19 protein-coding genes are annotated in these 22503 nt (G+C 50.6%); 10 read left to right on the top strand and 9 right to left on the bottom strand.

Translation table 11 applies throughout. The features are described 5' to 3' along the window. The first annotated feature begins 5 nt into the window (after window positions 1-5). The 8 genes from gspH to O3276_RS17285 all read left to right on the top strand — a co-directional run bounded on the left by gspH (window position 6) and on the right by O3276_RS17285 (window position 6759). Window positions 6-602, top strand: coding sequence for a type II secretion system minor pseudopilin GspH (gene gspH / locus O3276_RS17320; protein WP_269672458.1), 597 nt, complete (start codon window positions 6-8; stop codon window positions 600-602). After that, the gene (gspI, locus tag O3276_RS17315; protein ID WP_269672457.1) at window positions 599-985 is read left to right on the top strand and encodes a type II secretion system minor pseudopilin GspI; all 387 of its coding nucleotides are present in this window, start codon (window positions 599-601) and stop codon (window positions 983-985) included. Before gspH ends, gspI begins: the two co-directional genes overlap by 4 nt. Continuing rightward, window positions 985-1629, top strand: a complete 645-nt coding sequence (gspJ, locus tag O3276_RS17310; protein WP_269672456.1) for a type II secretion system minor pseudopilin GspJ — start codon at window positions 985-987, stop codon at window positions 1627-1629. Before gspI ends, gspJ begins: the two co-directional genes overlap by 1 nt. After that, window positions 1626-2717 carry a type II secretion system minor pseudopilin GspK gene (gene gspK, locus O3276_RS17305; RefSeq protein ID WP_269672454.1) on the top strand — a complete coding sequence of 364 codons (1092 nt, stop codon included), beginning with the start codon at window positions 1626-1628 and terminating at the stop codon, window positions 2715-2717. The genes gspJ and gspK overlap by 4 nt, the downstream gene beginning before the upstream one ends. Next, on the top strand, window positions 2717-3976 hold the full coding sequence (gspL, locus tag O3276_RS17300) for a type II secretion system protein GspL (RefSeq protein WP_269672453.1): 1260 nt from the start codon (window positions 2717-2719) through the stop codon (window positions 3974-3976). The genes gspK and gspL overlap by 1 nt, the downstream gene beginning before the upstream one ends. Further along, window positions 3976-4512, top strand: a complete 537-nt coding sequence (locus O3276_RS17295) for a type II secretion system protein M (protein WP_269672452.1) — start codon at window positions 3976-3978, stop codon at window positions 4510-4512. The genes gspL and O3276_RS17295 overlap by 1 nt, the downstream gene beginning before the upstream one ends. A gap of 7 nt (window positions 4513-4519) precedes the next feature. Next, window positions 4520-5320, top strand: a complete 801-nt coding sequence (locus O3276_RS17290) for a type II secretion system protein N (RefSeq protein WP_269672451.1) — start codon at window positions 4520-4522, stop codon at window positions 5318-5320. Window positions 5321-5655: 335 nt separating this feature from the next. Beyond that, on the top strand, window positions 5656-6759 hold the full coding sequence (locus O3276_RS17285; protein ID WP_269672450.1) for a protein kinase domain-containing protein: 1104 nt from the start codon (window positions 5656-5658) through the stop codon (window positions 6757-6759). Window positions 6760-6895: 136 nt separating this feature from the next. Here the strand turns inward: O3276_RS17285 and O3276_RS17280 are convergent, their stop codons facing one another. After that, window positions 6896-7312, bottom strand: a complete 417-nt coding sequence (locus O3276_RS17280) for a hypothetical protein (protein ID WP_269672449.1) — start codon at window positions 7310-7312, stop codon at window positions 6896-6898. Between the two features lie 118 nt (window positions 7313-7430). On the opposite strand from O3276_RS17280, the gene O3276_RS17275 reads away from it, so the two are divergent. Further along, window positions 7431-7751 (top strand): HPr family phosphocarrier protein, encoded by a 321-nt coding sequence (locus O3276_RS17275; protein ID WP_269672448.1) that lies wholly within the window; start codon window positions 7431-7433, stop codon window positions 7749-7751. On the opposite strand, the gene O3276_RS17270 is transcribed toward O3276_RS17275, so the two are convergent. The 5 genes from O3276_RS17270 to O3276_RS17250 all read right to left on the bottom strand — a co-directional run bounded on the left by O3276_RS17270 (window position 7752) and on the right by O3276_RS17250 (window position 16000). After that, the gene (locus tag O3276_RS17270) at window positions 7752-8570 is read right to left on the bottom strand and encodes a hypothetical protein (RefSeq protein WP_269672447.1); all 819 of its coding nucleotides are present in this window, start codon (window positions 8568-8570) and stop codon (window positions 7752-7754) included. Window positions 8571-8902: 332 nt separating this feature from the next. Then, the gene (locus O3276_RS17265; protein WP_269672446.1) at window positions 8903-9901 is read right to left on the bottom strand and encodes a dihydroorotate dehydrogenase-like protein; all 999 of its coding nucleotides are present in this window, start codon (window positions 9899-9901) and stop codon (window positions 8903-8905) included. A gap of 105 nt (window positions 9902-10006) precedes the next feature. Beyond that, window positions 10007-13630: a pyruvate:ferredoxin (flavodoxin) oxidoreductase gene (gene nifJ, locus O3276_RS17260; protein ID WP_269672445.1), complete on the bottom strand. Its 3624-nt coding sequence runs from the start codon at window positions 13628-13630 to the stop codon at window positions 10007-10009. Then, window positions 13630-15294 carry an NAD(P)-binding protein gene (locus tag O3276_RS17255; protein WP_269672444.1) on the bottom strand — a complete coding sequence of 555 codons (1665 nt, stop codon included), beginning with the start codon at window positions 15292-15294 and terminating at the stop codon, window positions 13630-13632. The genes nifJ and O3276_RS17255 overlap by 1 nt, the downstream gene beginning before the upstream one ends. Window positions 15295-15781: 487 nt before the next feature. Beyond that, on the bottom strand, window positions 15782-16000 hold the full coding sequence (locus tag O3276_RS17250; protein WP_269672443.1) for a hypothetical protein: 219 nt from the start codon (window positions 15998-16000) through the stop codon (window positions 15782-15784). Between the two features lie 396 nt (window positions 16001-16396). Between O3276_RS17250 and O3276_RS17245 the strand changes: the two genes are divergently transcribed. Next, window positions 16397-16771, top strand: coding sequence for a hypothetical protein (locus O3276_RS17245; protein WP_269672442.1), 375 nt, complete (start codon window positions 16397-16399; stop codon window positions 16769-16771). Between the two features lie 56 nt (window positions 16772-16827). Here O3276_RS17245 and O3276_RS17240 read toward each other — a convergent pair whose 3' ends face one another. The 3 genes from O3276_RS17240 to O3276_RS17230 all read right to left on the bottom strand — a co-directional run bounded on the left by O3276_RS17240 (window position 16828) and on the right by O3276_RS17230 (window position 22468). Then, window positions 16828-20796: a PEP/pyruvate-binding domain-containing protein gene (locus tag O3276_RS17240; RefSeq protein WP_269672441.1), complete on the bottom strand. Its 3969-nt coding sequence runs from the start codon at window positions 20794-20796 to the stop codon at window positions 16828-16830. A 254-nt stretch (window positions 20797-21050) separates the two neighbouring features. Next, window positions 21051-21926: a V-type proton ATPase subunit C gene (locus tag O3276_RS17235; protein ID WP_269672440.1), complete on the bottom strand. Its 876-nt coding sequence runs from the start codon at window positions 21924-21926 to the stop codon at window positions 21051-21053. Between the two features lie 179 nt (window positions 21927-22105). Next, a complete protein-coding gene (locus O3276_RS17230; protein ID WP_269672439.1) occupies window positions 22106-22468 on the bottom strand; it encodes a hypothetical protein in 363 nt (120 codons plus the stop codon). Window positions 22469-22503 lie beyond the last annotated feature (35 nt).

Genomic DNA, 22503 nt, shown 5'->3' with positions numbered 1-22503 from the left:
ACCCAATGGCTAACGACGTTACACACTCCGAAACAGGACAGCGAGTCAACCAGCACGGATTCACACTGCTGGAAATCATGCTGGTGATGGTACTCCTGGGGTTAGCCATATCCGCCATTCTTCCATCACTGATGCCTGACGACAGTGGTGCACTTATGCAGAAAGAGGCCCGACGTCTGATCATGCTGGCTCACACCTCGCAGGAAAAAGCACTGCTCAATGGTATCGATATGGGGCTGCAACAGACGACCGAAGGCTATCAGTTTCTGATTTATAAGCAGGGGAAATGGCAGCCAGTCAGCGAGGACCGGACCCTCTCACCGGTTGCATTGAATAAGGCTCTGCGATTGGCCATTTTGCCTGGTGAGTCGGTTTGGCGAGAAACACTGGAACAGGATAAAGGTTTTACCTTTGACACTGATGATAAAGCGTCTTTATCAGACTCCGAACCTAAGGCTGAACCAGATCTGTTCTTCTGGGCCTCCGGAGAGATTTCACCGGCAGAGTTAAAGCTCTTTTCTGCGGATGACCCCAGGCACGCCCTGTCTATCGATATCGAAGAACATGGCGAAATCGCCCTGATGAAAGGAGTCAAACAATGACGCCTTTCAGAGTCTCTGCGGCACAGGGTTTTACTTTACTGGAAGTACTGCTGGCCCTTGCACTGCTGGCCATTGCCGGGATGTCGGTACTGTCCATGAGCGGCGAAAGTGTGCGCAACACGCCGATACTGGAACAACGCACCCTGGCAAGACTGGTGGCGGATAATCAGATGACAGACATTCATCTGACACAGCAGTGGCCAACACTCAGCTGGCAACGGGCAGAGCATGAACTGGCTGGACAGCAATGGTTTGTACGTTTTCGCAGTATCAAAACCGCTGATAACGATTTCCGGGCGATTGATGTTGAAGTACGCGGTGAACAGGGCGAACAAAGTCCGGTACTGGCGACACTGAGAAGCTATATGGTCAAACAGGGATAATGCAGATCAAACGACAGCTAAAGGGCTTTACTCTGTTGGAAATGCTGGCGGCCATCGCTATTTTCAGCATCATCAGCCTCAGTGCCTGGCAGATTTTTCAGGGCGTGATGACCGCCCATGATGTTGTGCTGACTAAAAATGAGCGCCTGCGACAACTGCAATACACGCTGTTGCTGATTGACCAGGACCTGCAACAAATTGCCGACCGGGGAACCCGGGTAGATAACCGGGTCACGGCGCAAAGCCTGTTCAGCGACTCGCAGATGCTGGACAGTGACGATGAAGCACTGGCACTGGTGCGCCATGGTTGGCACAACCCGGACTACCGGTTACCCAGGCCGGAACTGCAGCGGGTCTTTTACCGGCTCCGTGATAACCGTCTGGAGCGCCGGTATCATCATGTCCTCGATCCTGCATCCATCAATGTTGAGCCGGTTACCCAGATCTTATTAACCGATATCAACTCATTGAAATTCAGTTTTTACATCAATGGTCAGTGGCGGGACTCGTTATTATTGGCTGAAGGCTCTTCAACACCCGCAGGCTCTTTACCAGAAGGACTGAAAATTGAGTTTGATATGAACGACCTCGGACGTATAGAGCGACGCTATATACTGCCAGCATCCTGGCAGCCTGCATCATGACGGGTCTAAATAATGATTCACCACAGAGGCACAGAGACACAGAGAAAGGCTTTCTTTTCTCCGTGTCTCTATGCCTCCGTGGTAATTGCTTTTCCAGGCACAAAGGTAGTAAAGCCCATTACCCTGATCGCCAGCAAGGCATTGCCCTGCTGAGCGTATTGCTGATGCTGACACTGCTGGTTTTACTGGCCAATGAGTTAACACTCTCCTTCCGCACCCAGTTGACCAGAACCCAATCCATGCAGGAACGGGAACAGGCGCGCTGGTATGCCTTTTCCGGGGAAAGCCTGGCGATCAAAACACTGAAACAGAACTTTGAAGATGATCCGGACATCACCCATCTCGGGCAGTACTGGGCCAGCAACAATGTAGTATTACCGGTTGAAGGCGGCCAGATTGCCGGTCAACTGAAAGATTCTCAGTCCTGTTTTAATATCAATGCCCTGGCAAAGCCGTTTACAGAAGCGAACGACACATTTCAGAAGTCACCTGAAAGTCAGGTATTTTCTGCTCTGCTGCAATACCTGGAAATACCACAGTGGGAGTCAGACAGCATTACCCGGGCAACCCGAAACTGGGTTAGCAGTGAAGCTCTTCGGGAAGGCGAAAGTGACCTGGATTACCTCGCCCGACCACTCCCTTATTTAAGCAGCAAAACCCTGATGCGCGACATCAGTGAATGGCGTGCCGTGGCCGGAGTATCAACGTCCGTCGCCCAAAAAGTTATGCCTTACCTCTGTGCCCTGCCCAGTACCGAGCTGGCCATCAATGTGAATACCATTCCTGTTGACCAACCGGAAATACTGGCCGCGCTCTATATTGATCAGCTGCCCGTTGATCAGGCACGCAATATTCTGGAAACCCGGCCACGGGAAGGATGGGATGCGGTGGCCGATTTCACCAGCCAGCCACTGCTGGCAAACTTCAGCAGTACTGGCGCAGACAAGCGTCTGACCATCGTCAGTTACTATTTTGAAATGCATGCAACAGCCAATTACGGCGCAAGCGAAGTCAGACTGAACACTCTTCTGGCTCGCTCCAAAGACAACCAATTAACGGTCATTCGCCGTAAATTTGGAGGAGTTTAATGAATCCTCACCTGCTATTGAGGTTACCGGAGCATCACGACCAACCGGTTTATTGGCAGCTTTGCCCGGCGGATATCGCCACTGAAACGCTGCAGGACAACCATGAAGAACACGCTATTGCCTATGGTTGTTGGCCAACAGTATCGGATTTTATTGCGCAATATGCCGACACAACCGTCAGCAGCGGGACATTGTCCGGTCAGCCAATTGCTACGATGGCCGTTACCATTCTGGTGCCATCAGCCCGGGCGACACTGCATACTCTGACTATTCAGGGACGACTGACCCCCACTGTTCGCCAGTCCCTTCCCTGGCGTCTGGAAGAAGAGCTGGGTGATGATGTTGAAGACCTGCACGTTGCCGTTCTCCAACATGGGGACAGCCAGGCTCATCTGGCCGTCATCAAACAGGCCGATATGACACAGTGGCAAGGCTGGCTGACCGATGCCGGGGTGATAACCAAACGCTGGGTACCCGATGCCCTGATGCTACCCATTGAAGAAAACCAGTGCCGTTTATTACAGATTGATGATTTGACCATTGCCCGATATGGCCAGTGGCAGACAGCCGTCTGTGAGTCACAGTGGTTAACGCTGTTTATGGATGGCCTGAAAAAGGAGCATCCTGAACTGACGTTTTTGGAAACAGAGCAACATGTCCCATCGCCATTAACACTGCTGGTCCCTCAGGCCGGTAATACACAGCTCAACCTGCTGCAGGGACAATGGCAGCCTGCCTCACCCTGGCGCCAACGACTACTGCCCTGGTGGTCCACCGCCCTGATGGGCTGCCTGCTGCTGATACTGGTAACCGCTAACTCGGTCCTGGAAACCCATCAACTGGAACAGACTGCGGCATCTTATCAACAGCAGGCCAACGATATTTACCGGCAGCTGTTTCCGGGTGAACGGGTTGTCAGGCTACAATCCCAGATGCGGCAGAAGTTGGCCGCGTTACAGCAACCGGAAGAAACCTCACAGAGTATGCTGGCCATGCTGGCCCGGATTACCCCGGTGCTGAATGCATTCCCCGAGCTGCAAGCCAGCTCCATGACCTTCACTGTTAACACCAGAGAAGGTGCACGACAAAGTATGCGTATTCAGGCACAAGCCAGTGACTTTGAGGTGTTTACCCGTTTTCGGGAACAGTTTGAACAAGATCTTAACCGGGGCGAAGGACTGACCATTGCCATAGAAGCCCTTGAACGTACCGGAGATACAGTAACTGGCATGCTGGTTATTTCAGGAGGTGTGTCCTGATGAGCTTCCTTACCAATACCATAAACAGCGTCAGTCCTTTCTGGCAAAGCATGATTGGCCGCTGGCGGCAGCTTTCCCGGCGCGAGCAGTGGCTCACCGCCACGGCACTGGTGACACTGTTTATCTGGCTGATCTGGCAGGGCCTGATGACACCGCTTATTGAACAGCAGGCACTGGCAGAGAAGAAAGTGGCTGCCAGCCGCGCACAGCTGACGCAGATACAACAGCAGGCAGAGCAGATCCTCAGTTTGAGGGCTTCAGGTGCCACTGCCCGCCCTGTCAGCAATACGCCCATGGACCAGACCATCCACCAGCTGGCGGGTAGAAATCAACTGGTCATCCAGCGGGTTCAGCGAGCCAACGACCAGGGTGAAACACTGGATATTGATCTGGCCAATGCTCGCTTCGATAAACTGATAGGCTGGCTGACAACATTGGAACAACAGCATCGGATCAAGGTGGCCAACATACAACTGGAAGCCACGGATACCAGTGGTTTTGTTGAAGTGCGTCGCCTGCAACTTGAACGTGATTGAGCAGAATATGAAACAGGGAAAAACAGGTAAGGTTATACTGCTTTCGACGCTTGGTCTGGTCAGTTACAGCGGCTTTCTGATAGCCAATATGTCGGCGGCAACCGTTTGGCAATACCTGCCAACCCGGCAATTACCCGTCAACATATCTGGAATTACCGGCACTCTATGGTCTGGAGCCGCCGAAAGCGTCACGCTGACGGTGTTACGAAAGCCGCTGGCGCTACCAGCCATCCGCTGGCAGATTGAACCCGCCTCGCTCCTGAAAGGTGAGGTTCAGGTTTCGGTGGAACTGGGCAATGCAGCATCCCCTGTTGAAGGCCAGGGAACGGTAGTGATTAACCGACAGACGCTGACACTGAATAATGTCGAACTGGATACCACAGCGCCGTGGCTACTCGCATCTTTACAGGACACGACAGTCGGCAATATTCCCGGTGAAGTACAAGGTAATGTCCTGCTGGAACTGGATGAGCTTATTTTAAACGACAAAGGGTGTGTGAATATTAATGGTAATGCAGCACTCACAAACAGTGGATTAACCTCACCCTCCGGCCAGTTTGATCTGGGGAATTCAACTGCACAATTAAGCTGTCAGAACCGAAGCCTGATCGCCAGGGTGACACAGACATCATCCATCATAAACAGCTATGGCGATTTTCAGCTGGGCACCAGTGGCCGTTATACCTTTACCGGAAAAATGACGCCCGATGCGTCGCTACCTGCTCCGATGAAACAAGGACTGGCTTTTCTGGGGCAGCCGGACAGCAATGGTGCCTACGCCTTTAGTTTCAAAAGCTCGATCAAATAAGCTCGATACCAGTCAATTCCCCGGTGATGCAATGGCGTAATACCGGGGTCTAGGAGCCCTGTAAAAAACCGGAGCTTTATTCAGGCTTCGGTCATTGTCTGACTCTTTGCATTTCTTCTTTTCCACGAAAATCAAGCTGTTACCCTGGCTGACCAGCCTGTCAGGCATCTATATGAAAAAAAATGGTTAACTACTTGTAAAGAATTTTCAGGTAATAGGGAAATTTCACTCTAATAGGGAATAGCACCATGAAAATAACAAAATCCATGATAGATCATCCCCACCGTATCAAAGAGCCCACTCCAGAGAAACAAGGCAGTTGGCAGGGACGAAGCTTGAAAGAACTGGCTCTGGCCTGCAAGAAAAAGCTCCAGCGAGTGTATGCTTATATTCGGTACAAAGATTTCCGCCGGGTGTCTGAACGTCCTGTTTCGTTAACGAATCGACATGGCCAGCCTATGGAAGATCTGGGTGAGGGTACCTTGGGCCGTGCGAAACTATGCCGCCATGGACACCATTTCATGGTGGCCAAAAAGCCCCATGCAGATAGGAGAACAGTCACTGAAGTTATGCGTAGCAACATAGTTGATGCATTATCCCAACGCTGTTTCAATAACATTATCACTATTGAGCAAATGGTTGAGGCACAAGATAAGGTGGGCTCACTGCTCGAAGAAATCAATTCCCCCGAAAAAGAGTGTGAAGTGGCCTTGAGATGCGCCGGTGATTATGTAATACCCCATGAATTAATTGACGGCGTGATCCATACGCCACTTCATGGCACAAGTATGGGTTCCTTAATCGAAGCATTGCACAACACAGGTGCCCAGCCCGGGAACGATCCTGCAACAGTTAATACCATCTCCCACAAGGATGAAAAACTGCTTGCCCACTTATTCAAACAAGCTACTTTAGCGGTTGCTTCACTACACGAAAAAGGTTATGTCCATCGGGATATAAAGCCGCAAAATTTTGTGATTGATGGCGAAGCTCGCCTGAAGCTGATCGATTTTGGCTTAGCCAGAACTGCGGGTGATCCGAAGGTTGATTTAACCATCAAGGATTACAACCCGGCAGACTTTGTGCTGCATATCGCTCTTTGCCCCCCTGGCTACAGGTCACCCGATGATCTGATTTTACAAAATGCCAACTTAAAGGCTGAAGATGCCTGGTCTTTGGGTGTACTGCTGACAGAGATGTTTACCGGGAAGCGTTACTTCTATCGATCAGACCTGTCAGAAGCTGTGGAGACGATCGAATACAAACTCGAGGGACGGGATAAGGCCATTGCCGAAATGGAACGTATGGGCGTTAACAAGGAAGCGATCCAACTGGCAAAAGCTCTTTTGCATCAGAACCCAAGTCAAAGGATGACTGTGGCAGAAGCACTGAAAAGCCCGTTCCTGGAGGAAGTTGATCTGGCAGCATTTGGAGCTTAGGAACTGTTAATGCTGCACTTATTACGGGGCAATTCCTTCAAGGTCACTACTCTCAGTTAACGACGATGGTAGAGACCTCCATGTCTGGAGCATTCATCACAGGCAGAGTCCTGTGGAAGCCATCGTTATATGTCTGTTACTTCTGCAGGTGGTTCACAATGATGGCAAGAGTGTCTTCTATCTTGTCAAAGCGTTCACAGGTTTCTTGGCGCAACATTCCAACATCTTGCTGAAGTGAGCTGACATCTTGCTGAAGTGAGCCGACATCTTGCTGAAGTGAGCTGACATCTTGCTGGAGTGAGCCGACATCTTCCCGAAGTGAGCTGACATCTTGCCGAAGCAATTCAATAGCTTGTTCATGTTTAGCGCTGTGCAGGAACAGCCTTTGAATGCCGTCTTGTGTATTCCTGATACTGACTTCCATGCGTCCCATAGGATCATCACTATGTCTGTTATGAGCCATATATCCACCTGCTGTTATTGGAATAGGTAGCGTAGCAGATGATTTTGGGCTTGCCACACAACACTCAGTTTTTACCACCAGCATATTCATCAAAAATGACAGGGATCATTAACATGGAAACTCTTTTGTGGGAGGATTAAGCAGCCAAACCCCTCTCGATAGCTGCATTGGGTCAAACTCACTCAAGCTGATATTTCTGCCGGAAACCATGCAAACTGCGCAAATCAAAGTAACTAATGAAAACGGCCTGCACACTCGCCCTGGCGCTGTATTTGTCAAAGCGTGCCAAGGGTTTGTCAGTACGGTCACCGTTGATAACAAGGGACACAAGGCCGATGCCAAAAGCCTGATGAAGCTCATGTCTGCCGGTATCACCAAAAACGACATGATCACTTTGACCATTGAAGGGAGCGATGAAGCAGCGGCAATGGAACAACTGAAAGTCATTATCGAAAGCCTGATTGGCGAAGGAAAGACCAGCAATAGTCGCTATCTATCCATGCCGCCATGCCATGAAGCGCCTGGTTGATCATCTTAACCTGATCTGCTCTATCTGGTTTTGAAAATCCCTCAGTATATCTTCGATCTGCTTGTAAAGGGTGATATGCGCCTTTTCCAAATCGTCAATTTGCCTGTCAATACCCTTTAACCCTTGTTGATCTTTCCTGGTGACTTTTGCATAGGTCTCTTCATACATTTTTGCGGAGTGATAATATTCATCACTTTTCATATCCAATAACTCCTGAGCCAACTCACCCTCCTCGAGCTCAACAGTAACTGCAGGAACCTCAGGCTGCTCTTCCAGGTGACTCAGCTTTTTTTCCATCAGCCTGTCAGCAAAAGAGCTGAAGCTTACTCTTAATTTTTTATCCGGAGACCCAGAAGAATCGTCGGGAACGTGCGGTGAAATAAGATGCCCTTCTACCATAAGCCCGGAACCATGAGGCATACTCAGTTCCTGCGCTTTTCTGAGAAAAGAAAATTCATTGCCCGCCTGGGGCATTACAATCACAAAATGCTCTTGGTCACAGGCACCATTGATGTCGACACTATTTCTGGTGAACCTGGGTTCAGGCAGCGTTTTACTGACTGCGGGAATCAGGTTTTTTACCTCATAGTACAGCCTTTTTGAGTATTCAGGATCTGTCAGATTAAGGGTCAGAGTGAAAGCATAGTGCAAATCGTTGCCCTTCATTCCGAAATGTACAGAGTCTCTCTTAATACTGTTAGCTTCCAATGTTCCGAATCGAATGGGTGCACTGTACTCTTCACCAACAACAACGTTAAAGATCTTGTTTTTTAAAAAGCAATCATCTGATTTATTTTCATCGATGGGTGCAGCAGCCAAACAATTAACATCCAACAGTACACAGCTCATTATGAATATGGGAAACAAAGCCTTCCAGATCATAAACTACAACCTATTGAGCATTGAGGTCTGATCAGTATATGTTATATCCAGCATTTAGCCTGTGGATTATCTGCCTATTTTAATTTTTTAAACAACAGAAAAACAAAAGGCTTAAAAAGAAAGGAACCACAAAGACACAAAGTGTTTCTGAGATTGCCCGAGCTATGCCAGGCAAATCAAGAAAGGCATCCTTTGTGCCTTCGTGTCTTTGTGTTTCAAGGCTTTTACACTATTGCAACACCATTGAAGCATGGGAACGAGGCAACAGGTCAGTGCTTCCTCACTCCATCCACAGTACGAATGTAGTTGGCCCGTTCAAAGGCTTCCGGGTTGGCCACAGAGCGCTGGCTCATCAGCCCGCGCATGTCATTCAGCCCGACAAAATCCCGCTGTTTCAGCCACACCTCCAGGCCTTTTAACAGCACAGACACATAGTCCGCCCCATTGCGGATCAGTGCAGAAGCCAGCATCACTGTATCCGCCCCACCGAGCAGATATTTGATAATGTCTTCATGGTCGTAGGCTCCGGATGTGGCCGCCAGAGAGGCATTGACCCTGCCGTGCAGCACACTGATCCAGCGCAGTGGAATGCCGATCTCACCGGCTTTGCTGATTGGCCAGTTGGTTTCAACCTGCATATTGTTGAGATTAAAGTCCGGCTGCAGCATTCGGTTGAACATCACCAGTGCATCAACACCCATCTCATCAAACTGTCTGGCCATATTGCCGAAGGCACTGAAGAATGGATCAATTTTCAGGGCAACCGGAATGGTGACACTGTTTTTTACACTGCTTACGACGTCCAGATAGACGTCCTCAACCTGACGTCCGGTGATTTCCAACGAAGGTGGGTTGTAATAAATATGCAGCTCGATACCATCCGCTCCAGCCTGCTCGATCTGTCGGGCATAATCCATCCAGCCACCCTCCGAACAACCATTCAGGCTGGCAATCACCGGGATACCCACTGCGGCCTTAACTTTATGAATGGTGTCCAGATATGCCTGCGAACCACGTTCCAGGGTCAGGCCGGCAGGCAGAAAAGAGGTGGCTTCCGGAAACAGGTCATCTCTGGACAGGGCAATCCGTTCTTCCTCTTCTTGCTCCCGGCGAATCTGTTCTTCAAACAGGGAAGGCAGAACCACAGCTGCAATACCGGCCTTTTCCAGACGCTGGATACTTTTCAATGTAGACGTCAATGGACTAGCTGCCGCTATTAACGGATTTTTAAGGCTTAACCCCATATAGTTGGTGGTCAAATCCATCATCTTTGCTCCTCAATCACCACAGAGACATCAGAGTGCTATTTCTGCACCCTGAGCCTCGTTCCCGGGGGAACGATGGATTAACTCTGTATCTCTGTGGTCACTTTATTAATGAACAGCCGACGCCTTCTCAGGGATAAAGTCCATGGCATTGTGCGTTGCCATTTCCTCATAGACGCCCCACTTCCGGTTGATCACTTTCTGGGCCTCGTCAAGAATCGCCTCCGCTTCATCCGGGCAGGCAATATTCAGGGCCCGGTAGCGAACCTCACCACGGATATACTCCGTCAGAGGCACACTGGGTCTGAGCGAGTCCAGTTCAAACGGGTTCTCATGGTGCTCTGTACGACCAGGGTTGTACCGGAACAAAGGCCAATGGCCAGAACGCACGGCCAGTCGCTGCTGCTCCATACCGTGGGTCATGTTAATGCCATGGGCAATACAGTGCGAATAGGCGATCACCAGTGAAGGCCCGGGCCAGGCTTCAGCCTCACGAATGGCCTGAAGAGTCTGCTGCGGACTGGCCCCCATGGCAATCCGGGCCACATAAACATTGCCATAGGCAATGGCCTGCAGCGCAACATCTTTCTTGGCGGACCGTTTACCTGCCACCGCAAATTTTGCCACCGCACCCATCGGCGTGGATTTTGACGCCTGGCCGCCGGTATTGGAATAGACTTCGGTGTCCATGACCAGCACATTGACGTTACGGCCGCTGGCCAGCGCATGATCAAGGCCGCCAGAACCAATGTCGTAAGCCCAGCCATCACCGCCAACAATCCAGACGACACGTTTCAACAAACGGTCCAGCACAACCTTGAGGCTTTGTGCTGCGGGTGTTTCGACCTGTGCAAGTTTTTCCTGCACCTGCTGCAGTCGCTCTCGCTGATTTTGTACATCAGTATCATTCAACTGAGGTGCATGGATGATGGCATCCACAAGATCATCGCCCAGCAGTTCCCGGAAAGATGCCAGCTCCAGCATCGCCTGCTCCGCCTGATGGTCACTGGACAGACGGAAACCAAAGCCAAACTCGGCATTGTCTTCAAAAAGCGAGTTGGCCCAGGCAGGTCCACGCCCTTCCGCATTTTTTGACCATGGTGTGGTTGGCAGGTTACCACCATAAATGGAAGAGCAACCGGTGGCATTGGCCACCAGCAGACGATCACCAAACAGCTGGGTCAGCAGTTTCAGGTAGGGCGTTTCACCGCAACCACCACAGGCACCGGAGAACTCAAATAAAGGTTCAAGGAACTGGATACCCCGCACGGTGGAGAAATCCACCTGACGGCGATCATTTACAGGCAGCTGCTCAAAAAACGACAGATTCTGTTTTTCCTGCGCCAGTACCGGCTCCTTGTCCATCATATTGATGGCGCGATCACCACTCTTTTTGGGATTACGAACCGGGCACGCTGCCACGCAGAGACCACAACCGGTGCAATCCTCCGGGTAGCACTGCAGGGTGTAGCGGGTTTCCGGAAAACCACGGGCGCTGATGGCTGCTGACTTAAACTCCTCCGGTGCATTCACCAGGCTGGCCTGATGGTAGAACTTCGCACGGATAGCCGCATGAGGGCAGACCATACTGCAATTACCGCATTGGATACAGGCCTCTTCATCCCAGACCGGAATCTGCAGGGCAATATTGCGTTTTTCCCAGCGGGTTGTGCCGCTTGGCCAGGTACCATCCACGGGTATCTGACTGACCGGGATCAGGTCACCCTGTCCGCTAATCATACGGCTGGTGACATCTTTAACAAAGTCAGGTGCCTGCTCAGAAACTACCGGCTTCTCTACAGACGTTTCACCGGGTAAATCGGCATGCGCGATACCTGGAGGGAATTTTACGACGTAGAGATGTTCCAGAGTCTGATCCACCGCCCGGAAGTTTCGCTCAACAACATCTGTACCTTTGCGTCGGTAGGTCTTGTCAATCGTCTGCTTGATACGGGCAATGGCCTCATCCCTGGGCAGAACACCGGACAGGGCAAAGAAGCAGGTCTGCATTATGGTATTGGTTCGGTTGCCCATACCGGCAGATTTAGCCACGGCAGCACCGTCGATCACATGGAACTTCAGTTTCTTCTGAATCAACTGTTCCTGCACACACCGTGGCAGATGAGCCCAGACATCATCCGGTCCATAGGGGCTGTTCAGCAGAAAAACACCGCCCTCCTCGATATTGGCAAGCACATCGGTTTTCTCCAGAAAGTTAAACTGATGACAGGCAACAAAACTGGCCGACTGAATCAGATAAGGGGCTTCAATGGGCTGTCGGCCAAATCGCAGGTGAGAAATGGTTTGTGAACCTGACTTTTTAGAATCGTAAACGAAGTAAGCCTGGGCATTCAGCTGCGGATCACTGCCGATAATCTTCACGGAGTTCTTATTGGCACCGACGGTACCATCGGCCCCAAGACCGAAGAACATCGCCCGGACACTGTCACGATCTTCGATAATAAACGACGCATCATAGTCCAGGCTGGTGCCCATCACATCGTCGTGAATACCAACGGTAAAGTGATTCTTCGGCTTTTCCTTCAGCAGCTCGTCATACACCGCCTTCACCATGGCAGGGGTGAACTCCTTGCTGGAAAGACCATAACGGCCACCAATAACCCGTGGCATTTTCTTCAGCCGGTCACTCATATAGCCTTCGGACAGTACCGTGATCACGTCCTGATAGAGTGGTTCACCGCTGGCCCCGGGCTCTTTGGTGCGGTCCAGTACGGCAATGTCGGTGACCGATTCCGGCAGAAGATGGAGGAATCGCTCCGCTGAGAATGGTCGATAGAGCCGAACCTGAATCATCGCCACCTGGTCGTCTTCCGGCAGTTCCCGATTCATAGCGGCCAGGGTCATCTTGACCGTTTCGGCACCAGAGCCCATAACAATGATCAAACGTTTGGCATTCTGGGGTCCAAACCAGCTGAAAGGCTGGTAATAGCGGCCGGTCAGATCCGCAAAACGCGCCATGCAGGCGGCAACAATATCCGGTGTTTTTTCATAGAAGGGATTGGCACTTTCCCGGGCCTGGAAGTAAACATCCGGGTTCTGTGCCGTGCCGCGAATGACCGGATGTTCCGGATTCAGAGCCCGACGACGATGATCGTGTACCAATTGATCATCAATCATCGCCCGGATCACCGCATCAGGCAGCAGGGCGATCTTGTTAATCTCGTGGGAGGTACGGAAGCCATCAAAGAAGTGCATAAAAGGCACCCGGGATTCCAGTGTCGCCGCCTGGGCAATCAGGGCCAGGTCATGGGCCTCCTGAACCGAACTGGCGGCCAGCATGGCAAAGCCGGTACTTCTTGCCGCCATCACATCCTGATGGTCACCAAAGATAGACAACCCCTGGGTCGCCAGTGAGCGTGCTGCAATGTAGAACACCGTCGGCGTCAGTTCCCCGGCAATCTTATACATATTCGGCAGCATCAGCATCAGCCCCTGGGAGGCGGTAAAGGTGGTGGTCAGCGCGCCGGTCTGCAGTGCCCCGTGAACCGCACCGGCAGCACCGGCCTCACTCTGCATCTGGGCTACATGGGGTCTGCCGCCCCAGATATTTTTGATGCCTTCGGCCGACCACTGTTCTGCCAGCTCCGCCATATTGGACGACGGAGTAATAGGATAGATGGCACAGACTTCATTGGTCCGATACGCAACGTAAGCAGCTGCCTCATTACCATCAATGGTGACTTGAACCGGCTGTTCTTTCGGCTGAGACATTACCGTACCTCCATTTGAGCCGCCATGGCGGGCAGTGAGACGTTTTGATGCACGGCCTGCATCTCGATAGCATGACATGGGCACTGACGGTAGCAGGCCAGGCAGCCGGTACAGAGTTCATGGTTAACCTGGTAGCCCTCACCTTTACCCAGCTTGGTAATGGCACCTTCCGGGCAGGCCCCGAAACAGCCATCACACTCAAAACAGTTACCGCAGGAGAAACAGCGACTGGCCTCGAAACGAACCTGGGCCTCACTGAGACCATGAACCACTTCACTGAAGTCATTACGCTGCGCCACACTGAGCGCATGCTCATGCTGACGATCGGCCTGGGTACGGTACCAGAGATGCAATCCGTCAAAGTCCACCAGGTGTTTTACGGTGATCTCATTCACTTTTTTACCGGTCAGCCAGCTATCCATAAAGTGGGCAGCTTTCTTGCCGTGCCCCACCGCAATGGTGGCAGTACGATCAGACGGCACCATATCACCACCGGCAAAAATACCCGCACAGCCGGTCATCATTTGGTCATCAATGGTCAGTGAGCCCCAGCCATCAAATTCCAGACCGGGTACTCTGTCCAGCATGTCTCTTTCCACATCCTGACCCAGGGCCAGAATCAGGGAATCCACCGCCAGTGTTTCAAAGCGGCCGGTTGGATGTGGACGACCATCATCACCGATCTCCATAATCTCAACGTTAAATTCACTGCCTTCAATATTCTGGATGGTTCGCAACCAGTGGATATTGACGCCTTCTGCCTCGGCTTCATCCGCTTCAAAACGGTGGGCGGGCATATGATCACGGTCGCGGCGATAGATGATCATGGCCTCATCCACACCCATTCTTTTTACCGTGCGTGCGGCATCCATCGCCGTATTACCACCGCCGTATATTGCTACCCGACGACCCAGCACCGGCTGTTCGCCCACGCCGGTTTCCCGCAGGAAGCTGACCGCATCCAGCACTTTGCCAGCATCACGGGCAGGAATATCAACCTGCTTGCCAATGTGTGCACCAATGGCCAGGTAAACCGCATCAAACTGACCTTCTTGCTTTTCTGCCAGCAGGTCTTCTACCCGGTGATTCAGGGTGATTGAGATCCCCATGGATTCAATACGGGCAATCTCGGCGGCAAGCACGTCCCGTGGTAAACGGTACGCGGGAATACCAAACTGCATCATGCCACCGGCAATCGGTGCTGCTTCACGTATTGCAACGGTATGCCCCTGCAGGCGCAAATGATAAGCAGCACTCAGACCGGAAGGACCGGCACCGATAACCAGAACCTTTTTCCCGGTCTCGCTTTTGGGCGTCGGCATAGGCCAGTTCTGCTCAATGGCCATATCCCCCAGGAAGCGCTCGATGGCATGAATACTTACACCGTCGTCCACTTGTACACGACTGCAGCCATCTTCACAGGGGTGATAACAGATTCGACCATGGGTTGCCGGCAGCGGGTTGTTGTTCATGAAGGTGCGCCAGGCTTGTTCAAAGCGCCCTTCCTGAGCCAGTGCCAAAGCACCCTGGATATCATTCCCCGCCGGGCAGGTGTGATTACACGGGGGCAAAGAATTCTGATAAACCGGCTTGCGGGTAACCACCGGACCAGTACCCTGTACCGGCGATTTTTCCGGGGGCTTGGTCATATCCAGGGTATTCATAACGACTCCTCTATTGAACACTCATACCATCGCCGCCTGCTAACAATAAGCGCGGGCAAGTCATTGTGGCCTGTGGGACAAGGCGAAGTGACCAGTCATAACCTGAACTATGGTGAGAAGCTTCAACGCAGGCGATGGGCCAGGCTGTGCAGCCCATGGTTATAGGGTGGCAATGGAGCCGTCACCATACCAGAGCATTTCTGCACAGCAATGATCAAGGTCATGGGAAGCGCTGATTACCTCAATTTCAAAACACTAATTCAGCCTTCCGGCTTCTTAATGCGTCCAGTTTCGATAAGTTGGTCAAAAATCTCTCCTTCATCAAATAGCCCTGCTACTCTCCTGAGAGTCAGAAATTTCAACCTCAGTTTCTCGCAATCCGTACTACGGTGGCCATTTTCGGACCACCTCCCGGAATTGCAAAAGCTGAAGCATGTTATTTCCAGCAGGAGTAATCACCATGTTGACAAACTCGTTGCAAACCCCATCACAGCCCTGCCCACAAAGCCATGGCACCGACGACGACACCAGGGATACATTCAACAGCCAGATAATTTCCTTTCATGGCAGGAACGCCGAAAGGCAGGCTTGCCCTGCCAACTCCGGGACATTTATTTGTGCTGGTAACGGAAGCAGTCCTCTGCCCGGTAATCGGCTGTGCTCCTTTGCCCTTAGAGTGATTCAGGGCAGTGGCAACCTGATGCACAATGCCGCAGAATTTGCCGCAGGACAGGTGATGGGTTCCGATGACATTGACTGGCTATGTCCAGAATTAAAACAGAGCCTGGTGGCTTTGGCGACATTATCCACTCTAGTGCAGACGGCCGGGGCAACAAAGCCATGCAGATCATATCCCCATTTTCATGGGGTCCTTTGTGATCGATCCTGTTTTCAGTGTGGGTCTCGTTATGCACCGATTTGTCTTCCCTTAGTGACGCGATGCAATGGCAGAAAAGATTGCCCAAATAACTTAGACGAAAATGGATGCAATAAACGAACTTGCGAAGACTTGGGGCGCAGGTATCTGTGTGGCAACTCAACATGCAGTAACACCCCATGCTCAACTACTCCCCCTGAGACTACTGAGCCAACATTATCTTCCATGAATACCAGCTTTACCCCATCTTCCGTCCAGATTTTTGAACCCCCGACATCGTTCTTTAATCAGACAACCAACTCCACCAGAGCTTCCCCTTTACGGACTAACGACACCACTTCACCCACCTCTGGCAATACGCCCGAAACAGTCTCTGCGGTGGTTATTGGCGCGATGATTATTCTAGGTGCCTTGACCGCACTCTATTGTGTTAGCAGCTATCAAAGTTACCGGGTACTGAGGCGCAACGATGACGAGTCATCAACTTGCCAGCTGATTGGCAGGGCGCTTGCCAATCCAATGTACTTTCATACACATCAACAGCAAGCTACCGACAGACGGGCTGATGTTGAACTGCTGGACTCCCCCGGACCGGAGTAATCCGGAGAGTTTTCCAGTTTGATAGGGCAAGGGTTTTATTCGGGTTACTACTGAAGCTACACCATCCCATGCTCCTTACGTATCCGCTCAGAAGCATATTTGATAACTTTCGGATCAATATTCATCGCCATTTTAAAAAAAGCTGTGTCATCTTTCAGGGTGTCAGAGAGAGCTAGAGACATGTAATAAGATTCACCACATTTTACCAACCCAAGCATTATTGTCGGATCATCACCGTAAGGCCGCCATTCTAAAAACGAAAGGTAACGCATGTTTAAATCCAATACTTGTAACATGGCATTTCTGACTGTTTTTTTGCCACTCATGGCCTGAACCATGTTGAAAAATAGTTCTTGGCTGGCGTTAGCCGCGGCCCTGAGCACTTCAGGATCATCCCAGAACTTCTCATCGGCATGCTGTAATGCCTCCGGGGTGTGGGTAGCAGCATTCAAAACAACCTCTTTGTCCTGCTTTAGTTCACTGGGCAAATATTCAAGCAACAGTCCATTTAATTTGACCAGTGGTAACATCAGTTGCTTATCACTCAGCCAGTCCGTTTTTGCTTTGACCAGGGGAATCATCACTTGCGGACGCAAAATAAGCAGAAGCTTGATGCATTCCTGATTATGGGTGAAATCATCATCAGAAAGTTCAGGCAACTCATGGCTAGACTCAGGCACGCGGGTGGCAGCAAACCTGATGAGTTTGCTTTGTGGCCCCTCACCCAAAAGCGTGCACAGTAGATCAGGTATATCCTTACCCTCGCATGAAAGCCCGATACTAAAAAGGCTGCACTTTAAAATCCACTGACTATCGACTTTATCCAGACTATCAATATGAAACTTAATCTCGGCAAAGTTATCAAAAGATGGCATGCCAGGCGTTGGTCTGTAAAAACGTATATCTTCATTATTACTGTTATTTAACAGGTTTATTGCCATGAGCAATTGATCCCGCAGCCGGTTTATAGAGGGCACCCTGTTAATTTCACAGACGATTTCTCCAATTGATTCATTAATTGCAATATTGCAGCTTTGCCCGGGATGGGAGCTTGCCACTGCATTCATCAGTAACGCCAGATTAAAAAAACGCTTGCATTTCCCATCCCGCGCTTGGGGGTTCGAGGATGTTACCCACCTGGAGTTGAAGTCATCAACCATCCTGACCTTCAGGGTTCTACCTTTGCCACCGGGTCCATCCGCCATTACCTCAATGACCCCTTTATGATAATTAATTTGGGTATTGATAATGCACACACCGTCCATATTCAACACAGTATTGTCCGAGCCAAATCCCTCAAGAGCTGCTGCACATTCATCTGTGAATATGTCAACGTTGTTCGGTGACGGGAAATTAACCATGGTCAACTTTTTGGATTTTTTAATTGTTTCTCCCTGCCCGGAAGCTACGGCAATAACACCAAGCATATCCACAAACCATTGGTGAATCAGGAAGACGATATCGTGAATGGAATCCACTTCATCCGCTTGCCTTGGCAAACTCAGCTGCAGCAACGAATCCCGTAATGCCACGCAATCCATTCGCCACTGACGGAAACAGACCGGGTCAGGCAGCAGTTCCTGCGCGGTAGTCAGCCCAGCGGTTACTGCTACCAGTTGTGTTGCCACACGTTGCTGTATTTGGTTAACCCGACCTTTCAATACCTCCAGGTTGGCCAGGGCAGTAGTAATTTTTTTGGTGGTTTCTTCCCCTTTTGCGCCGGTGAGCAAGTATTGTTCATAACCGAGCAACAACGCGTCAGTATCTGCCAGTAAATGGGCAATCTCTTCTTCCAGCTTCAGCAATACCTCTGCCCGCTGGGGCGACATGCTTAACAGCAGATTATTATCCGGTGACAGACACTGGTTCAACAGACGATCACGGCTGAAATAGTGGAGTAACAGGCCATTTAACCGGTTCAACTCCCGGAACTGCTCATCAACCCTCATTGAACTGTGTTCTGCTGGCTGCCATTGGTCGGTGTAGGCGATAGCGGTACTGAAGTCACCGCTGACTGCCGGCAACATACTCTCGGCAAACTGTTCATACTGGCTGCCGGCCAGTAAAAAAGCACCGGGCTGTTGGTCAAACTGGCCACAAACCAGGGTCACTTGCTGTCCCTCAAGACCTTCACCCGCTGCCTCGTCAGTACCGGTAATAACACAGGGTTTACCGGCCTGGAGCAGGGTAATGGCCACATGGTCGCCACTGCCTCCCTGCTGGAAAACAAAGCCGCCTGCCTTAGCCAGAACCTCCGGTGCCAGCATCCACAGTTCACAGTGTGGTGCCATAATAATGGCTCCCTGGGGGATGTGACGGCTGGACTCACCGGGCTGTAACCGGATCAACGGCCCCTGGCACAGCCCTTCACTCACCAGCCTGCCAGAACAGATAAACTCCGCAGGCCTGGCAGCGGAAAATTGCCTGCCCCCGCAAAGGCGTGTCATTGGGCGAACCTGAAGGATGACCACTTCGCCCTGGTGGTTAATGGCAAACTCAACGTCCACCGGACAACCGAGCAGGTTTTCCAGCTGTTCAATATAGTGATAAAGCTGCCTAACTGAAGACTCTGGCAGTGTTTGCGACTGCCCGCCAGCAATGGGTGCCAGTCTTTCTGCAGCGGTGTTGTTGCCCTGCGGGTCCAGTACAAACGTACTGTTAACATTGCCTGCCGTGTAAACAGGGGTGATGTTAAGGCCACGGGATATGGTGTATCGGTGCGGGGTAATACCAAATTGACCGGCAACCGCCCCTTTGGGTTGTCCGGGCACAAACTCAATTTGTACTCTGTTATCTTTAAGGTCGGTATAGCTCATTGCCACACCGCCAAACCGGCAGTCCACACAGTGTTGCATGACCAGGGCCATCGGGGCGGGCATGGTCGAGGCGCAAACCTCCGGGCGATAACCGGAAGCCAGCACCTTCAGGCAGGTGCGAACAATATCATCCTCTCCGTGCACCAGTGATTCGTACTTGCCGGCCTGGGCGTCACCGTAGCCATCTTCTCTGGCACCGGAGCTGCGTACGATGATTTTCTGGTCCGGCTGATCCTGGCACAGCTCTTCAAACAGTTGCTGCATGGTTCTGGCCGTCGGATGGTTCTTAACCAGCTGATAAAAGGTTTCCCCGGCGATAAACGCCGATAATGCCGCCAGTTGTTGCTCGCGGAGTTGTTGATCAGCGGTGGCATTAACCCGCGTTTTCAGCTCATGCAAGCTGGTGGTACTGCCGGAACAGAGTGACTGAATACCCGGTATTGCCCGGGCCACAGTGGCAACGCTGACAGGCAGGTTTTCCAAAGCCTGTGTCTGTGCAATCTCCAGACAACGGAAGTCAGGTACCGGAATACCGTGTTCCTTCATGTGTTTCAGGAACATGCCTTTGCCACCGTACCTCGCCCGGTAACCAGGCTCAGGTTGGCTTTGCCTGCCCACGACACTTTCCGCCCGAGCGGCAGAAGCATTATCGGTAGTGTTGGTATCAGGCTGTGCAGAAACATTGTGTTGGCTCTCAGTACCTGCCGAGCTGCTTTCAGGACTGTTCTGAACCGCGGGCTGCACAAATGCAACCTCATTTCCTGGGTTATGGGAATTGGTTACCAAAGGCTCTGGCTGTGATTTTACTGGAACAATATTCGGTGGTTGAATTCGATGGCTGAGTAAAAACCGGTCTTCTTTGGGTACAGGGGCAACCGGTTCAGGGGATGAAAACCGGGTTGTTTCCTGAGTAGTGGCCGGTGTCTTGGTGTCATCCGGGGCTGCAGGCCCGGGTGTTGCAGTCTGAACCTGCAAGTTGCCTGGTGGTTCGTATGTCACCGTCCTGCTGGCAATTTTTTTGAAAAGAGCCGTTGTCAGCCCGGAATCAGGATAAGTGTTGATGTAAATCCGGGCTGCGGCGACTGAGATGGTTCTGGATTTGCCGGAAAAGCAGAAGACAGCGAACAGGGCTTTACCCAATCCAGCAGTTTTGTAGTTGTACTGAATATTTTCCAGCCAGCTCAGCTGGACGGAGGTAGACGGGATCATATTAAAATCCTTTTAATTAATTAGTTTTTTTGTTTTGACCCGTCAGACCAGAATTAGTTCATTTTTACCGGGTATAAAGGCGCAACGATGACGAGAGATCAACTTGTCAGCTGATTGGCAGGGCGCTTGCCAATCCAATGTATTCCGTACATATCAACAGTTAGCTACCGGCAGACGGGCTGATGCTGAATTGCTGGACTCCCCTGACCAGAATCTTCCAGCATGATATGGCATTAAAAGACCAAGCCTGCTGATTAACTTTGCATAGACAAAATATTTTGTATTCGGGAGTCCAATTTCTTTTTTAATTCCTGATAATCTTCATTGCCTTGTGTCATGAAAAGTACCCTGTCAAGAACGTCATGGCCATAGTCTATTAGTTGCTTTAATTCTTCACCCGTAGCAATGACTCTATCCTCAGCATGAGAAATACATTTTGTGTTTTGATAAGCTTGTTTATTCGTTCTGATGTCAGACATCAGCCCGGCAACTTGATGATTGAGATTTTTCAGGATTTCACCTGCTTTCGGTTGGAATTTCAATTTGTTAAATCTGGATCTGAATTGGGTCAGGGCCTGTGCTGCTAATTTATCAGTAATCGTTTGTGATGAGTCAATAACATTGTTGTCAGATCCTAATTTCAACGCCTCACTCCAAGATTTCACATCGCTGATGATTTTTTTGGCAGAGGGGACACTATGGCCATTATCAATAGCTGATAGTTCTTCGGCTATAATTTCAGTGTATAATGGGATTTCAGCTACATTTCTGACGATTTCAAGATACTCTGTTGCCAACTCCTCAAGTTTTGCCATGTTCTCCCGCAATTGATCCAGCCTCTGCTGTTCTGATAGCTGACCTCTGTTGACCAAAGACTCTGACTTGACCGGGACATGCAGGTTGCCTGCAGGACTATGAGTCACCGTCCTGCTGGTAATTTTTTTAAGAGCCGTTGTCAGCCCGGAATCAGGATAGGTGTTGATGTAAATCCGGGCTGCGGCGACTGAGATGGTTCTGGATTTGCCAGAGAAGCAGAAGACAGCAAACAGGGCTTTACTCAATCCTGCAGTATTGTAGTTGTACTGAATGTATTCCAGACAGCTCAGCTGGACGGAGGTAGACGGGATCATATTAAACTCCTTTTTATTCATTAATTTCTTTGTTTTGACCAGTCCGACCAGAATTAGTTCAATTTTACCAACCTCCCGGAATATCTACCCAAGAGTCTGCAGGAGGCTGTCGGACTTAAGACTGTCCGGGGGATCGAGTCCAAAAGCATTTCCACGCTCGGTCAGTCGGTAATGGTTATCTACACCATGTTTTCTAACTTCAAAAGCAACTGATACTGGGAAAAATTCACAAAAAAATCCTGTTGATGTTGAGACGCGGTATTGTCTTGCTGGCTTAAAAAGTGGGGCAGGTAGTTGTCTAATACATGTTCAAATAACCCAACTTCTCGATCACTCAGTGATTTATAGGCATCTACAGCAGCAACTGCAGGAATATCCGCTTTGTTATGCTTGTAATGCAAAATGGCATCGAGAATATCTTTTCCTGCGTCTGAAACTTTAAACCTTGAAAGGATACCTTTCTGATTGACTGCTATCGCTGTTCCCCGATCAGCACAGTGACCAGAACCTGAAAAGCTACCCGTTTCTGATAAACGATTCATCCGATTTACACCCGTTGAGGCTTTTCGTCAGGATA

This window comes from Endozoicomonas sp. GU-1 (assembly GCF_027366395.1).
Taxonomy (GTDB): Bacteria; Pseudomonadota; Gammaproteobacteria; order Pseudomonadales; family Endozoicomonadaceae; genus Endozoicomonas.
This window is presented reverse-complemented; position numbering and strand designations above follow the sequence as displayed.

What these genes read in the sequence shown, in the direction of transcription:
- nifJ (WP_269672445.1), bottom strand. Translation starts at nt 13,630, where the DNA reads ATGTCTCAGCCGAAAGAACAGCCGGTTCAAGTCACCATTGATGGTAAT.
- O3276_RS17240 (WP_269672441.1), bottom strand. Translation starts at nt 20,796, where the DNA reads ATGATCCCGTCTACCTCCGTCCAGCTGAGCTGGCTGGAAAATATTCAG.
- gspJ (WP_269672456.1), top strand. Translation starts at nt 985, where the DNA reads ATGCAGATCAAACGACAGCTAAAGGGCTTTACTCTGTTGGAAATGCTG.
- O3276_RS17295 (WP_269672452.1), top strand. Translation starts at nt 3,976, where the DNA reads ATGAGCTTCCTTACCAATACCATAAACAGCGTCAGTCCTTTCTGGCAA.
- gspI (WP_269672457.1), top strand. Translation starts at nt 599, where the DNA reads ATGACGCCTTTCAGAGTCTCTGCGGCACAGGGTTTTACTTTACTGGAA.
- O3276_RS17275 (WP_269672448.1), top strand. Translation starts at nt 7,431, where the DNA reads ATGCAAACTGCGCAAATCAAAGTAACTAATGAAAACGGCCTGCACACT.
- O3276_RS17290 (WP_269672451.1), top strand. Translation starts at nt 4,520, where the DNA reads ATGAAACAGGGAAAAACAGGTAAGGTTATACTGCTTTCGACGCTTGGT.
- O3276_RS17245 (WP_269672442.1), top strand. Translation starts at nt 16,397, where the DNA reads ATGAATACCAGCTTTACCCCATCTTCCGTCCAGATTTTTGAACCCCCG.
- gspL (WP_269672453.1), top strand. Translation starts at nt 2,717, where the DNA reads ATGAATCCTCACCTGCTATTGAGGTTACCGGAGCATCACGACCAACCG.
- O3276_RS17255 (WP_269672444.1), bottom strand. Translation starts at nt 15,294, where the DNA reads ATGAATACCCTGGATATGACCAAGCCCCCGGAAAAATCGCCGGTACAG.
- gspK (WP_269672454.1), top strand. Translation starts at nt 1,626, where the DNA reads ATGACGGGTCTAAATAATGATTCACCACAGAGGCACAGAGACACAGAG.
- gspH (WP_269672458.1), top strand. Translation starts at nt 6, where the DNA reads ATGGCTAACGACGTTACACACTCCGAAACAGGACAGCGAGTCAACCAG.
- O3276_RS17280 (WP_269672449.1), bottom strand. Translation starts at nt 7,312, where the DNA reads ATGAATATGCTGGTGGTAAAAACTGAGTGTTGTGTGGCAAGCCCAAAA.
- O3276_RS17235 (WP_269672440.1), bottom strand. Translation starts at nt 21,926, where the DNA reads ATGATCCCGTCTACCTCCGTCCAGCTGAGCTGTCTGGAATACATTCAG.
- O3276_RS17265 (WP_269672446.1), bottom strand. Translation starts at nt 9,901, where the DNA reads ATGATGGATTTGACCACCAACTATATGGGGTTAAGCCTTAAAAATCCG.
- O3276_RS17230 (WP_269672439.1), bottom strand. Translation starts at nt 22,468, where the DNA reads ATGAATCGTTTATCAGAAACGGGTAGCTTTTCAGGTTCTGGTCACTGT.